The following is a 13898-nucleotide window of genomic DNA, read 5'->3' as shown; positions in this document are numbered from 1 at the left end:
GTTCCATTATCTCTCAATCTCAAATCTCCGTTCCTTCCTCAATCGGTTCGGGTATGTGATGGCCAGTTGAATCTAGTGGCGTTGGGCGCGGGCGACGACGGTTAACGATATAAAACAGAGGAGGAATAATCAGTGGGGCAAAAAACAGCGTTGTCGTTAGGCCGCCAATAATTACCGTAGCCAGTGGGCGCTGTACATCGGAACCGATCCCACTCGAAATAGCCGCCGGTACGAGACCAATAATTGCAACGACCATAATGGCCATTATGGCGCGAAACTGCTCCTGAGCCGTTTCAATGGTAATCTCCAGCAATGACTTCGGGTTATTGATCAGGTTGCGGTTCAACGCAGATACCAGCAAGACACCCGCCATTACCGAAATCCCGAAAATCGACACGAAGCCAACTCCAGCCGAGACATTGAAGTTGTACCCCCGCAATAGCAAGGCACCAATGCCTCCTCCTAATGCAAACAGCAGACAGGTTAGCGTTAGCAGCGTGTCGCGGACGTTTCCGTAAAGCATAAACAGGAAGAGAAATACAACCACAATGGTCAGGGGAATGGAGATAATTAACTGACCTCCTGCACGTTCTAGATTTTCGTACTGTCCGCCGTAGATAACGCTGTAGCCTTCTGGAATTTTAACGTGTTCGCGCACTTTTTGACTGATTTCTTTCACGAAACCGCCCTGGTCGCGACCACGAATATTGGTTCGAACCGTGACCATCCGCTTACCGTTAATGCGGTAAATATTCGTCTGCCCTTGTACGTAGCGAATGTCGGCCAGTTCACTCATTGGAATCAATGCACCCGTTGCCGAAGGAACCTGGAGAAGACGAATGGCATCAATACTGCCCCGGCTTTCGGGGGTAAATCGTACAACAATGTCGTAGCGTTTGGCTTCGTCGTAGATGGAACCAATGGCTTTCCCACCAATAGCCGCTTCGATCATATTTTCGATTTCGGCCACATTGATACCGTACCGAGCAGCAGCAGGACGATTAATTTTGATAGCTAATTGATCCTGAGGGCCTTCCTGCTCAATATTTACGGATACAGCCCCATTCATGCCCTTCACTAAAGCGGCAATACTGTCGGCCTTGGTTCGCATCAGGGTTAGGTCATTGCCGACGACAGAAATAGCCAAATCAGCAGCGCTACCTGTAACAATTTCCATTACCTGGTCAATAATGGGCTGGCCCGACGAGAAGAAAGCTCCTGGAAATGCCTCCTGCAATTTACTCTGCATCGACCGTACAATTTCTTTCTTCGAAATCGTATCCGACCAGGTACTATAGTCTTTCAAACCGATCAGGATTTCAGTTCGGTCAGTTGGAAATGGGTCGGTACCATCGTCGTTCCGACCTGCCTGCGTAATGACAAAACTGACGGGTTTATATTCACTAATAATATCTCGAATTTTGGGGGAGATCTTGGCGTTTTCCTGAATCGTTATACCCGATGGCATAAATGCCCGCATGAAGATAGACCCTTCGTCAAGTTCGGGCAAAAACTCAGTACCGAGTTTTACACCGAAGCCAATCATGACTAGTACAATCGCCATTCCAACGCCGACTACCATTCCAGGCACCTTCATTAAGGTAGACTTGAGGAGCCATTGATAGCCTCGTTCTAAAGGCGAAAGCAAAAAGTTTTTATGTTCTTTAAGCGGCTTCCCATCAGGCGCAAGTACCTTACGAAAGGCAAACGAGATCAGCACCGGAATAACGGTTAAGGCGCAGATTAGCGAACCAATTACGGCAAATGATAAGGTTAGGGCCATTGGACTAAATAGCTTTCCCTCAACACGCTGCATCAATAAAATAGGCATGTATGCCAGAATAATGATGGTAACGGAAAAGAAAATCTCCCGCGCTACTTCGCCCGCCGAACGGGCCGTGACATTTATGATGCCCTGATTCCGGTCGGCGGGTCCGGAGGCTCGATACCGTCGAATGAGGTGCTCGGCCATGACGCTGGCACCGTCTACAATAATCCCGAAATCAATAGCCCCCAGTGAGAGCAGGTTAGCCGGAATCCCGACCAGCTTCATTAGAATGAAGGCAAATAGTAATGAGAATGGAATCGTAACCGTAACGACTAGAGCTGCTCGTAAACTACCCAAAAACAATACGAGCAGAATGGCTACAATAGAGATTCCCTCAATGAGTGTGTGCGCAACCGTTTCGAGCGAATGATTGATCAGAAAGCCTCGATCATAAAGAATCCGCAAATGCACGCCTTTAGGTAATTCACGCGCTTCGAGATCGGCTATTTTCTCTTTCAGCAATTCCAGGACTTCACTCGGATTTTCACCCCGACGCAGCAGGACAATTCCTTCCGTTGCGCCAATTACATCCAAATGCTCATCAGGAATCCGATACCCTAAAATACCAGATGGCGATGGTGGATTGATTTCAACGCTGGCGACATCGCGCAGTAATACGGGTACTCCTTCGTTAGCTTTTAGAACGATGTGTTGCACATCGTCAGGTGTTTTGAGTGCACCCAACCCCCGAACAGCAAACCCCTGGCCACCCCGCGAAATAACGTTACCACCTGTATTCTGGTTATTTTTTTGAACAGCCTCGATCACATCCTGCAAGGTCAGGTCATATTTCCGTAGCTTCGCTGGGTCCGGAATTACCTGAAATTGCTTAATTGGGCCTCCAAACGTTGTTACATCAGCCAGACCCGGTACTTGTAGTAATTGTGGAATAATGACCCAATCCTGCAAATCACGCAGTTGCATGGGCGTCATGCTCGACGGCGCTTCGATTACGTACCGGTAAATCTCCCCCACCGCCGTTGTAAGAGGAGCCAACTCGGGCGAAACGCCATCAGGCAGTTGCGCACCCGTAAGCCGTTCAATAACCTGTTGCCGGGCAAAATAATCCGTTACAGTTTCATCGAAATTCAGCTGCACCACCGACAAACCGAAAATAGTCCTTGATCGACGGTCCGTTACGTGCGGTACACTATTGAGTACCCGTTCAATGGGTATCGTAACCTGTTGCTCGACTTCCTCAGCCGCCCGCCCATCATATTTAGCAATGACGATAACGTTGGTATCGGCAATATCTGGGTAGGCTTCAATCTTCAGCAGTTTGAAGCACCACAGCCCTAAGCCCATCACTGCCACAGCCAATCCGACTACGATCCAGCGATTTTTAAGGGAAAATGTTATTAGTTTCTGAATCATCTATTTCGTCTGAACTAAGCTATTATCTGGCTATTAACAGTAGGAACCGGGGCCAGCAAAAGCTTAGCCCATCCATCAATACCCAAAACTTAATCCCTTCAATTGCAACACATTAGCAATTACAACCCGATCATTTTCTTTTAAACCACCTTGCACAACTACGCGATCATCCCGCTGTTGACCAAGCTGCACAGCCCGACGTTCTATGGCTTGCGGACCCGTTTGTACAAAGACGTAATCTCGCCCCTGCACAGTTACAACAGCATCGCGCGAGGCTGTCATGAACTTTCCTTCCGTAACCCCAAATTCCACCGTTGCAAACATGCCTGCTTTGAGTCGACCATCTGGGTTGGCAACCGAAATACGAAGTTTAATCTGGCGGGTGGTATTATCTACGTAATCGTTCACATTGTCGATTCTACCGACAAATCGTTCGTTGGGAAAGGCCGTAAAATTGAGCGAACAAACCAAACCCTGCCGAATACTGCCAAACTGATTTTCGGGTATTTCGCAGACGACCAAAATTGTGTTTGGACGGGCAAGACGCAAGGCTTTGGGGTCGAATCCGGCAAGTTTCAGCGTAGCCTCGTCTGAAATGATGGCCGCTTCTTCATTGGCCAATTGGGTTTGAGCCTCGATAACCTCTTTGCCCGACGCTGCCCCGTGAGCCTGTAAATCTTTTACCCGGTCCAGGTTACCCTTCTGGGTTTGAATATTATTTCTATGCTGCAAGATAGCGGTGTAGTTATCTGATAAGCCAGGATCATCGAACAGCACCAGTCGCTCTGAGGGTGTTTCAACTGAACGTACCACCATAGCCGCGACATGGCCCGGTGCCGAAAAATCAGTACGAATAGTGGCCAAACGGGCGGGCTGCGTTGTAAACGAGCGCATCATCACTGAGTCAGGAAACGTAATCCGGCTACCATCGGTGCTTATTGTCGGGCGCGGTATTGATTTGACTGCCGGTTTGGGTTTCTCGTGACAAGCCATTGCCAGAAACGCCAGCCCAATTAATATAAGACGAAGATTCATGTTTAGTACTGGTTGATCTGCCCGGTTGCATACAGCAGCCGAACGTAGTTTTGACGGTAGGTATATAGAGTCTGGTAATAAGCCGTTTGCGTATCGAACCAGGAGGTCTGGGCTTGTAGTAAGTCGATCAGCGTAGTGGCTCCGCGTAGGTAAGCATAGCGCACAGACGCCAGCACACGATCAGCATCGCGCCGGATGTCAGCATAGCGGTCAATATTCTGGCGACTGATCATGAACGATTGGTAAGCCGTTTCAACTTCCGACCGGATTCGGGCCTGCACCAGCGCAGCCGCCTGACCCGCCTGATCTTCTAACACTCGTGACTTCTGAATTTCACCCTGATTCCGGTTATAGAACGGTAGTTCAAGCGTTAGAAATATACCCGCATAGGGAACAGCATTTTGCGGGTTCCAGATCAACCCAGCTTCGTTCCGTGGCTTAGCCAATACTTGCTGTAGATCAACATTACGGCGGGCCGATTCGATGTTTGCTTCGGCAACCCGCACATCCGTTCGGGTAGTAGAGGCCAATCGAAGCAAACTATCTGCCGAAGCATTCACCGTCGGATACAATCGGGATGGGATCGTAAAGTTCGGCAGAATGATAGAATCGTTCATCGCGACATTGATACTATCGGTTGTTCCAAGCACTAAGCGTAATTCATTCAACCGGTTACTCAAATCCTGTTGAGCCGTACGCGTTTGAATATCATATTGATCCGAAATCAATTGTGTTCTGGTAAGATCGGTGCTTGTGATGACCAAATCTTTAAGGCGCACTTTATTCAGTTGAACCAGTGTGTCCACATTTGCTTTCGCACGTTGGAGCAACGCTAATTGAATTCGGGCATACCAGGCATCAAGAAATCGATTGGCGGCATCGAACAGTACATTCCGTTCGGTTTCGGCCACGCTCCGAACAGCCAGATTTGTATTGGCTTCAGCAAATCGATTACGGTACGTACGCTTGTTGTAAATATCGAATTCTTTAGTAGCCTGCAACCAAAACTGCCGTCGTTGCTGATTCAATAATCCAACAGATTCGGCTCCGGGCGTGGGTTTCAGCTGGAGCAGTGTCTGGTTATTGATAACCGGATTGGGCCGCAAATTAGCGGTAGTCTGATCTGCCTGCGCTGCGCTGATATTCAGCCGTTCTACTCGAAGCGCTGGACTATTGGTACGAACTTGTTGAAGAGTCTGCCGTAAGGTTAACGTAGCCTGAGCCGAAGCAGACAAACGGAACAAACTAAGAAACAACAGAGAATATGAAGCAATTTTTAACGTCATTCGCTTGTAAAAACATAACAAAGTAACAATTCTTGGGGGCCAATATCGAAAAAGTTTAATTAAAAATTAGTTAAATATACTTAACACGAGCACCCATAATGCTTAAAATTGGATATAAAACTTATATATGTAAAAAGCTACTTAGTAGATAATACCTACTGTTGCTCGCTTTGACATCAGACGCTGAGAAAGCTAATTCATCCCTTATTTTGCCGAAACCCTCCCCCCTTAACCTAAAGCCAAAAACACAATCATCAACCATCCATGAAATGCCTCCTTCCTACACTCACTCTTGCTGTCCTGCTGCTTTTAAATTCGTGTGCTAAGCCCACGTTTCGATTTATTGATAAGCCTATTATTTTCGATGAGGAGCGTAAACAACTTTCGCTCGAATATTTAGCGAAACGACATGGAATTGAGCAGCAGGAACCTTATATCAAACCAAAAATGATTGTGCTGCATTGGACGGCGGTTCCAACTCTTGAGGCAACTTTCGACATCTTTAATCCAGTCGTATTACCAGGACGCCCCGATCTTCAGGTAGCTAGCCGCTTAAATACATCGGTTCCTTTTCTGGTCGACCGCGATGGTACTATTTTTCGATTACTCCCCGATACTACCTTCGCCCGCCATTGTATTGGCTTGAATTACTGCGCTATTGGCATTGAAAACATCGGCAACAACGACCTGACAAAAGCACAAATGAAAGCCAATGTACAGTTGGTTCGTTATCTGAAACGTCACTACAGAGGAATCGAATACCTGATTGGCCATTATGAGTATAAAGACTTTATTGGTACTTCAATCTGGAAAGAAACCGACCCCAATTACCTGACCAGTAAAATCGATCCTGGCAAATCGTTCATGCGAAAAGTCAGAAGTCGGGTGAAAGACTTACACTTAAAGGGAAGTCCTGGTTTAGGCAGCGAATAGATTTAGGATAGTTAGTGCAATAGAATTCGGTGAAGTGTTCGTTTTCTGATTGGTAGAAGGTTATAAATCAGTTGCGATGATGAAATCTGTTTTTAGCATACTCCTGATCGCCCTATGGCTGGACTCCGAACCGGTAAAAAGTCAGGCCGTTTCAATGGTCACATTCGACCAATTGCAACAGTTAATCACCCGCCCGAATGATACACTCTATGTAGTAAATTTCTGGGCAACCTGGTGCGCGCCCTGCGTGAAAGAACTGCCTCAGTTTGAAACTGTTCGCCAGCGCTATGCCGCCAAACGAGTAAACGTTCTGCTGGTTAGTATGGATGACAGGAAAACCCTGAAAACGAAGGTATTACCGTTTCTTCAAAAGCGAAAAGTTAAGTCGAAAGTTGTGTTGCTTACTGAGTCAGATCTGAATACCTGGGTTGATAAACTTGCGCCAGAATGGTCGGGCGCGTTGCCGATGACACTGATTCTCAATACCAAACAACACGTTCGTCAGTTTATCGACAAGCCAGTAAAAGAAGGAGAACTCGAATCAATTATCAATCAATACAAACTATAATCAGCTATGAAAAAGACCGCCTTGTTATCAACGTTCGCTCTCTTGCTCACTGTGGTATTGATAAGTGCCCGGTATGCCTCAACCGGGTACAAAGTAGGGGATACAGTGCAGGACTTTAAACTGAAAAATGTCGATGGAAAAACGGTTTCGCTGGCCGACAAACAGGATGCAAAAGGCTATATTATTGCCTTTACCTGCAACACGTGTCCGGTAGCGAAATCTTACGAAGGACGAATCATTGCCTTAAACGAGCAGTTTGCCCCAAAAGGTTATCCGGTAGTAGCTATTCAGGCTAACGATGCGGATCGGTCGCCGGGTGATTCATACAATGCGATGCAGCAACGGGCAAAAACTAAAAGCTACGCATTCCCTTATCTGTACGACGAAAGCCAGACCGTAGCCCGCGCGTTTGGCGCGACCAACACACCCCATATGTTTGTAGTGAAACGGGAGGGCAACCAATACAAAGTGGCTTATATTGGCGCCATCGATAACAATCAGTACGACCCGGCAGCAGCCGACAAAAAATACGTAGAAAGTGCTGTCAATGAATTAATTGCAGGAAAACCCGTAACTACCTCATCAGCCAGAGCGGTTGGGTGTGGTATCAAGTGGAAAGATGCTTAACTCTAAAAGGGGATCGCACCAGTGAATCGTAAATTGAGCAATTCACTGGTGCAGACTCTGTTCAGCTTTTAAACGGGGATAGCCAATGTATATTGATTGTGAGTCTTTTGCGATACGATCCTGGCAGGCTGGAGATGAGCGTAAACTCCCCCAATACGCCAATAACAAAGAGATTTGGTTAAATCTTCGGGATCGTTTCCCCCATCCCTATACGCAGGCTGACGCGCAACAATGGATTGATTATGTCTTGAAAGCCAGACCGGAAACCAACTTTGCTATCGCTGTCGATGGAGAAGCGGTCGGTGGGATTGGCCTGTTACTTCATGACGATATTGAGCGCTACACGGCTGAGGTAGGCTATTGGTTAGGTCAGTCCTATTGGGGACGAGGCATTATCACAACTGCTTTGCGAGTCTTTACGGACTATGCTATTCCCGAATTTGCGTTAAATCGTATCTATGCGGTTCCTTTTCTACGTAATTCGGCGTCGATTAAGGTACTCGAAAAAGTAGGCTACCAACGTGAAGGAGTTATGCGCCGAAGTGCAGTTAAAGATGGACAGGTAATAGACCAGGTCATGTATGCGTACATCGTTTCTTAGTAGGACTTTCGCTTGGAGCCGTGCCACGGTTATCCAGGCAGATCAATTGAACCGTGGCACGGCTCCAAGCGAAAGTCCTACCAAGTTCACTGTCCAACATTTCCCTTACCAAATTTCGTCCCGAAAAAGTCGCCTTTATTCCAGGTTGGGCGCTGGCTTTCCTGCGCGGTTAAGTAACCAACCAGAAACTGCAATTGTGCGTGTTTAGCAGCTGAATTGAAGTCGAAAGGCTGATTCATATCATCCTGTGGAGTATGATAAATGGTTGCCCGCCACTCGAGGTTGAGTTTGGTGCCATCCAGATTGGGATTGCCCGTTTGAGAACCACTCTTAATGAATAGCGCCGGAATACCCTGCCGCACGAAACTGAAGTGATCGCTTCGCATAAATACTGTCTGTTCTGGAATTGGGTCAGGGCTAATCTGAACGCCCAGGAAGGCAGCGGCCTGTTTAACTTCCTTATTTAAACTCGAATGCTCGGCTCCGTACGGAACAATATCGAGCAACGGATGGAAGAAGAACGGCATGTCTAACGTCAGATTAGCCACAATTTTGTCTTTAGGAACCGTCGGATTACTCGCAAAATAATCAGACCCCAGCAGCCCCATTTCTTCGCCCGTTACACCCACAAATAAAATAGACCGCCGGGGTGCTTTGGACAATGATGCATAAAGCCGCGCCGTTTCGAGCATAATGGCCACACCCGATGCATTATCATGGGCACCATTGAAAATCGAATCGCCCGGCGTGGATGCGCCTTTTACGGGCCGACCAACTCCCAGATGATCGAGGTGGGCCACTTGCACGATGTATTCATTTTTCAACGCAGGATCTGAACCAGGCAATACCGCCACCACATTGAAACCCGCAATATCTTCTGCGATATCGGTCTGCGTTTTCATATGAACCGACACATTAAGCGGAAACGCCTGCGGGCGATTTTTCATAGCCTGTCCCATAGCCTCGCTAAACGACGTTGGCGCGTTGGCAAAAAGCAGTTTCGCGAGTGAATCACTAATGGAGGCTGCTCCTTTCAGGGCAGGAAACGTGCTTTTAGGTTTCCCATCTTTATCTACCCAACGTGTGATACCCTGCCGGGCGCGGGGAGCAGCAGTCTCAATACGACTACGCAAATCGGTAGGTAAGCTGAACGCGATTGTACCGATGGCTCCATGCGCTACTGCATTCTCCGCCTTAGACGATGAATTGTAAGCTCGTTGATTCGATGGAAACGTAGCTGGAGCGCCATTCAGAAAAGCCACAATTTTTCCTTTTACATCGACGCCAGTATAATCATCATAACCGAGATCGGGAGCTGTAACCCCATAACCAACGAAAATGACAGGTGCCATTATGTCGCTATTAGGATTATCAGGACTTGGGTTCAGGATGAACTGTTTTCCATACGTGAATGGTAGTTCGCGACCATTTGACACTAGTGCAAGTGAGCTGTTACTTTCTTTAACCTGCCATCGGCGAAGCGGTACATTTTGCCGAAACGTGTTATTTTCCCCAGCTGGTTGTAATCCCAATGCTTTGAGTTGCCCAACTACATAATCTGCCGCCATGGCGAATCCCCGCGTACCAGGTTTACGCCCTTTTAACGAGTCGTTGGCCAGAATACTCATGTGCGTACGGATCGCTTCGGGCCGAACGGTTTTAACGGCCTGCTGCGCATCGGCTGGAATGGCGTTGGATTGGCCCATTAACTGGTTTACACCAGCCAGGGTAATCAATAAACTAAGTGCTATAGTTGTTGTAAAGTGTTGCATTGAGGACGGTTGAAACGGGAAATGAGTAGCTAATATAGGTCACAGTTTTAGTAGAACAAATTGATATGATCGCTTAGTCAACTTTACGGTCGTTAGCTATGCACTTGCTTAATTGGTAGTATATTCAGCGCCTAAATGGGCGGAAATAACGCGATGGTTTTTGCAGAAAGCCGTTTATAAACACCATCAACAGACAATGAAAAAACTACCCATACTAATCGACTGCGATCCCGGCCATGACGATGCCGTCATGCTTATGCTGGCCATTGGGAGTGGTTTATTCGATATCAAAGCGATAACCACCTCTGCCGGAAATCAGACGCAGCAAAAAACGCTGACCAATGCCTTAAAGCTTAAGGAATTACTCGGCTCCGATATTCCGATCTATAAAGGATGCGACAAACCCCTCTTTCGGGAGCTTATCATTGCCGATCACGTACACGGTGAGATGGGCATGGATGGGCCAATTCTACCAGAGCCCACGCTAAAACCGGAACCGACATCGGCCATAGAAGCAATGGCCGCTATTCTGATCAATAGCGACGAGCCAATAACCTTTGTACCAACCGGGCCGTTGACCAATATTGCTACCTTTCTGCTGGCATATCCGCAGCTGAAACCGAAGATTGCCCGAATCTCGCTGATGGGCGGTGGTGGCTTTCGGGGAAATATGACTCCCACAGCCGAATTCAACATATACGTTGATCCCGAAGCGGCTTCTATCGTGTTTAACTCAGGTATTCCGATTACGATGTGTGGTCTCGATGTCACGCACAAAGCACTCGTTTTTCAGGAAGACATTGAGCGATTCAGGGCGATTGGGAATCGATCGGGCAAGGTGGTTGCGGAACTAATGGACTTCTTCTCCATTTTTTATCGTAGCGAACGCCCGGAATTAGAAGGAGGGGCTGCCCTGCACGATCCGTGTGCCATCGCCTGGCTTATTGACCCGACGATGTTTACATCAAAATCATGCTACGTGGATGTTGAATTAACTGGCAAATTGACCCTGGGGACCACTGTCGTCGACTTTTTCGATGTATTGAAGAAAGCCCCAAATACCGAGTTCGTTTATAACATCGATCGGGAGAAGTATATCAACCTGATTTACGAAGCTATTCAAAAACTACCTTAAGGTTTCTGACAGGATTTACAGGATGAACAGGATTTTGAAAACAATAGACATCCTGTTCATCCTGTAAATCCTGTCAGAAACTAAAACCACGGTCGTCTAACCTTAAACGATCGCTTCAGGCCACTGATCATCAGGAACGCACCCAGGATTCCGAAAATGATAGCCAGTATCGTAATGTGCAGTATAGCAAAGACAACGGCTACCAGAATGATCAAAACGGACGCTTTAAGCTTCCAGCTAATCCGTTGCCACCAGTTGAGTTCGGGGCGCAACCGCATACCTAAACTCTGTCGGATTTGATTCCCTAATTTGAGCTTTTTCTTAGGCCTGGGATCAGGCTGTTTATCTGGCGATTCTGACGGGACAGATAGTATTGACTGAACCCGGTGCATGCGTCGTTCAATAGTAGTACTGGTGGACTGTACTGGCTTGTTTTTCAGACTGGCAACTACAGCGGCCGCCGACATCATCACCGTATCAATAGGTTGGTCAACGGCTAAAACTGAATCTGATACGACACTTTCGACTGTTACACTTGGCTTTTCAACGGTTAATCGGGCTGCTGCCGGACGGGATGATCGCTGAAAATAAGCAACAGGCCGATGGCAGGATGAAAGAAAAAGGCATAACGTAACAACAAAAAGGGCAATGACGTTTTTCATCAGGTCGTGAGTTGGACGAACAGTACTAGCGGAGACAAAAATCCCATTTACAACGAACTGGGAAGGTCGGTTAATATGACTCTGACGAAAAAGCCTTCAATTAGTCATGTGGCTGGCCTACCTTTGTGGCTATGAATCCAGATAATGATCCCCGGCCCTGGCAGGTCGAAACCTCCGAATACATTCACCAATTACCATGGTTCACGGTTCGCAAAGATGCCATTCGAATGGAGAATGGTGGCTCCATTCCTAACTACTTCGTCTTTGAATACCCCGATTGGATCAATGTAGTAGCCGTTACAACTGAAGATCAACTGGTACTGATTCGCCAATATCGGCATGGCATTGCGGGGGTGCACTACGAACTCTGCGCTGGTGTCGTTGACCCTGGCGAAGAGCCACTTGTGGCCGCCCAACGCGAACTATTGGAAGAAACTGGCTTCGGTGGTGGTCACTGGCAACCCCTAATGACACTCTCGGCTAATCCAGGCACGCATGCTAACTTGACGCATGCATTTCTGGCAACAGGTGTTGAAGTAAAGCAGGCGCAACATCTCGAAAACACAGAAGAAATTACGGTGCATGTTGTTTCACGAGAACGGGCGATAGAGATCATCAATAATGGCGAGATGATGCAAGCCTTGCATTTAGCACCGTTGTTGAAATATCTGAACCGGGATTGAGCTGATTTATGGATCAAACTGATTTTGTTTATCTAACTGATTATTCACTGCATTGCCTCGGCAAGTATCTTTGCCATCCCAAATTTGTATGATAACTCGATTTGTGTCAAAATCCTGCCAATCATTAAATCTGCTCAATCCCGGTTCAGAATGATTATTCCCCTTGCCCTCCGCGCTGATCAAACGCAGGAGTATTATTTTTCAGTGAAGCTGGCCGAAGTTCGTCGTTTGCAGGCGGCTGGTCATGATATAATTAACCTCGGCATTGGCAATCCCGATCTGATGCCCTCTGCCAATACGATTGATGCGCTTATCCAATCGGCGCAACAGCCAACTTCGCACGGTTATCAAAACTATAAAGGCACACTCCAGTTACGGCAGGCCATTTCCCGATTCTATAGTCATACCTACGGGGTTACCCTCGATCCCGAAACTGAGATTTTACCGCTTATTGGCTCTAAAGAAGGTATTACACACATTTCGCTGACTTTTCTGAATGAAGGCGATGGTGTACTGGTACCAGAACTTGGCTACCCGGCGTATAGGGCGGTGAGTCGAATGATTGGAGCCAATGTCCATGAATACCCACTTCTGGAACATGCTGGCTGGCAACCCGACTGGGAGGTCATGGCTGATTTAATAGCCAGTTCACCAGCTTCTGAAAAGACAAAAATTATCTGGCTCAATTACCCCCACATGCCTACAGGTGCACCGGCTACGCATGCTTTGTTCGAGCAGGCGGTACGATTTGCGCATGATCACCAGGTATTATTATGTCACGACAATCCATATAGCCTGATTCTGAATAAAAAACCACCCATTAGCCTGCTATCAATTGATGGTGCGAAAGACGTGGCTGTGGAGTTGAATTCATTGAGCAAATCGCATAACATGGCGGGATGGCGTATCGGCTGGATGGCGGGTGCTAAAGCCTATGTCGATGCGGTATTAACGATCAAAAGCAACATTGATTCGGGTCAGTTTAAGCCACTGATGGATGCTGCCACCGAAGCTCTCGGCAATTCTGACGACTGGCATCGAGAGCGGAACGCAGTTTACCAAGGACGATTAGATGCCGTTCATGCTTTTCTGGATGCCCTCGGCTGCACCTACACCACCGATCAGGAAGGTTTATTCATCTGGGCCAAACTACCCGATTCAGTTGAATCGGCCGAAACTTTAGTAAATGATCTGCTTGAGAAAAAACATGTTTTCATTGCCCCAGGCTTCATTTTCGGGCCCAAAGGGAACCGGTATGTGCGCGTGTCGTTGTGTGTGCCAGAAGCGCGTATTCGAACCGGGATTGAACGGATTTTAGGATAAACCAGATTTTGTTTTTATTCAATCAACAATTTACTTGACTGCTCAAAAATCAGATTCTGGCATGAACCGTT

At 47.3% G+C, this 13898-nt stretch carries 12 protein-coding genes; 7 read left to right on the top strand and 5 right to left on the bottom strand.

What is annotated here, in order from left to right; genetic code table 11:
* Positions 1 to 19 precede the first annotated feature (19 nt).
* The 3 genes from GO755_RS24080 to GO755_RS24070 all read right to left on the bottom strand — a co-directional run bounded on the left by GO755_RS24080 (position 20) and on the right by GO755_RS24070 (position 5523).
* Entirely contained in the window at positions 20 to 3202 is a 3183-nt protein-coding gene (locus tag GO755_RS24080) for an efflux RND transporter permease subunit (RefSeq protein ID WP_157587851.1), read from the bottom strand.
* A gap of 75 nt (positions 3203 to 3277) precedes the next feature.
* The gene (locus GO755_RS24075) at positions 3278 to 4237 is read right to left on the bottom strand and encodes an efflux RND transporter periplasmic adaptor subunit (RefSeq protein ID WP_157587850.1); all 960 of its coding nucleotides are present in this window, start codon (positions 4235 to 4237) and stop codon (positions 3278 to 3280) included.
* Between the two features lie 2 nt (positions 4238 to 4239).
* The gene (locus GO755_RS24070; protein ID WP_157587849.1) at positions 4240 to 5523 is read right to left on the bottom strand and encodes a TolC family protein; all 1284 of its coding nucleotides are present in this window, start codon (positions 5521 to 5523) and stop codon (positions 4240 to 4242) included.
* A gap of 264 nt (positions 5524 to 5787) precedes the next feature.
* On the opposite strand from GO755_RS24070, the gene GO755_RS24065 reads away from it, so the two are divergent.
* The 4 genes from GO755_RS24065 to GO755_RS24050 all read left to right on the top strand — a co-directional run bounded on the left by GO755_RS24065 (position 5788) and on the right by GO755_RS24050 (position 8252).
* Complete coding sequence (locus GO755_RS24065) at positions 5788 to 6456, top strand: N-acetylmuramoyl-L-alanine amidase (RefSeq protein WP_157587848.1); 669 nt, start codon at positions 5788 to 5790, stop codon at positions 6454 to 6456.
* A 76-nt stretch (positions 6457 to 6532) separates the two neighbouring features.
* Positions 6533 to 7024: a TlpA family protein disulfide reductase gene (locus GO755_RS24060; protein WP_227687060.1), complete on the top strand. Its 492-nt coding sequence runs from the start codon at positions 6533 to 6535 to the stop codon at positions 7022 to 7024.
* Positions 7025 to 7030: 6 nt separating this feature from the next.
* Positions 7031 to 7651 carry a thioredoxin family protein gene (locus tag GO755_RS24055; protein WP_157587847.1) on the top strand — a complete coding sequence of 207 codons (621 nt, stop codon included), beginning with the start codon at positions 7031 to 7033 and terminating at the stop codon, positions 7649 to 7651.
* Between the two features lie 85 nt (positions 7652 to 7736).
* Positions 7737 to 8252 carry a GNAT family N-acetyltransferase gene (locus tag GO755_RS24050; protein WP_157587846.1) on the top strand — a complete coding sequence of 172 codons (516 nt, stop codon included), beginning with the start codon at positions 7737 to 7739 and terminating at the stop codon, positions 8250 to 8252.
* An 86-nt stretch (positions 8253 to 8338) separates the two neighbouring features.
* Here the strand turns inward: GO755_RS24050 and GO755_RS24045 are convergent, their stop codons facing one another.
* Positions 8339 to 10024 carry a M28 family metallopeptidase gene (locus GO755_RS24045; protein WP_198174910.1) on the bottom strand — a complete coding sequence of 562 codons (1686 nt, stop codon included), beginning with the start codon at positions 10022 to 10024 and terminating at the stop codon, positions 8339 to 8341.
* Between the two features lie 196 nt (positions 10025 to 10220).
* Between GO755_RS24045 and GO755_RS24040 the strand changes: the two genes are divergently transcribed.
* Complete coding sequence (locus tag GO755_RS24040) at positions 10221 to 11159, top strand: nucleoside hydrolase (RefSeq protein ID WP_157587845.1); 939 nt, start codon at positions 10221 to 10223, stop codon at positions 11157 to 11159.
* 80 nt (positions 11160 to 11239) lie between these two features.
* Here GO755_RS24040 and GO755_RS24035 read toward each other — a convergent pair whose 3' ends face one another.
* Positions 11240 to 11821 carry a hypothetical protein gene (locus GO755_RS24035; RefSeq protein ID WP_157587844.1) on the bottom strand — a complete coding sequence of 194 codons (582 nt, stop codon included), beginning with the start codon at positions 11819 to 11821 and terminating at the stop codon, positions 11240 to 11242.
* A gap of 131 nt (positions 11822 to 11952) precedes the next feature.
* Here GO755_RS24035 and GO755_RS24030 point away from each other — a divergent pair, with 131 nt between their 5' ends.
* Positions 11953 to 12504: an NUDIX hydrolase gene (locus GO755_RS24030; RefSeq protein WP_157587843.1), complete on the top strand. Its 552-nt coding sequence runs from the start codon at positions 11953 to 11955 to the stop codon at positions 12502 to 12504.
* Between the two features lie 150 nt (positions 12505 to 12654).
* Positions 12655 to 13827: a pyridoxal phosphate-dependent aminotransferase gene (locus GO755_RS24025; protein WP_157587842.1), complete on the top strand. Its 1173-nt coding sequence runs from the start codon at positions 12655 to 12657 to the stop codon at positions 13825 to 13827.
* Positions 13828 to 13898: the final 71 nt, after the last annotated feature.

Source organism: Spirosoma arboris, assembly GCF_009754945.1.
Taxonomy (GTDB): domain Bacteria; phylum Bacteroidota; class Bacteroidia; order Cytophagales; family Spirosomataceae; genus Spirosoma; species Spirosoma arboris.
This window is presented reverse-complemented; position numbering and strand designations above follow the sequence as displayed.

What these genes read in the sequence shown, in the direction of transcription:
- GO755_RS24075 (WP_157587850.1), bottom strand. Translation starts at nt 4,237, where the DNA reads ATGAATCTTCGTCTTATATTAATTGGGCTGGCGTTTCTGGCAATGGCT.
- GO755_RS24055 (WP_157587847.1), top strand. Translation starts at nt 7,031, where the DNA reads ATGAAAAAGACCGCCTTGTTATCAACGTTCGCTCTCTTGCTCACTGTG.
- GO755_RS24045 (WP_198174910.1), bottom strand. Translation starts at nt 10,024, where the DNA reads ATGCAACACTTTACAACAACTATAGCACTTAGTTTATTGATTACCCTG.
- GO755_RS24060 (WP_227687060.1), top strand. Translation starts at nt 6,533, where the DNA reads ATGATGAAATCTGTTTTTAGCATACTCCTGATCGCCCTATGGCTGGAC.
- GO755_RS24050 (WP_157587846.1), top strand. Translation starts at nt 7,737, where the DNA reads ATGTATATTGATTGTGAGTCTTTTGCGATACGATCCTGGCAGGCTGGA.
- GO755_RS24030 (WP_157587843.1), top strand. Translation starts at nt 11,953, where the DNA reads ATGAATCCAGATAATGATCCCCGGCCCTGGCAGGTCGAAACCTCCGAA.
- GO755_RS24065 (WP_157587848.1), top strand. Translation starts at nt 5,788, where the DNA reads ATGAAATGCCTCCTTCCTACACTCACTCTTGCTGTCCTGCTGCTTTTA.
- GO755_RS24070 (WP_157587849.1), bottom strand. Translation starts at nt 5,523, where the DNA reads ATGACGTTAAAAATTGCTTCATATTCTCTGTTGTTTCTTAGTTTGTTC.
- GO755_RS24080 (WP_157587851.1), bottom strand. Translation starts at nt 3,202, where the DNA reads ATGATTCAGAAACTAATAACATTTTCCCTTAAAAATCGCTGGATCGTA.
- GO755_RS24040 (WP_157587845.1), top strand. Translation starts at nt 10,221, where the DNA reads ATGAAAAAACTACCCATACTAATCGACTGCGATCCCGGCCATGACGAT.
- GO755_RS24025 (WP_157587842.1), top strand. Translation starts at nt 12,655, where the DNA reads ATGATTATTCCCCTTGCCCTCCGCGCTGATCAAACGCAGGAGTATTAT.
- GO755_RS24035 (WP_157587844.1), bottom strand. Translation starts at nt 11,821, where the DNA reads ATGAAAAACGTCATTGCCCTTTTTGTTGTTACGTTATGCCTTTTTCTT.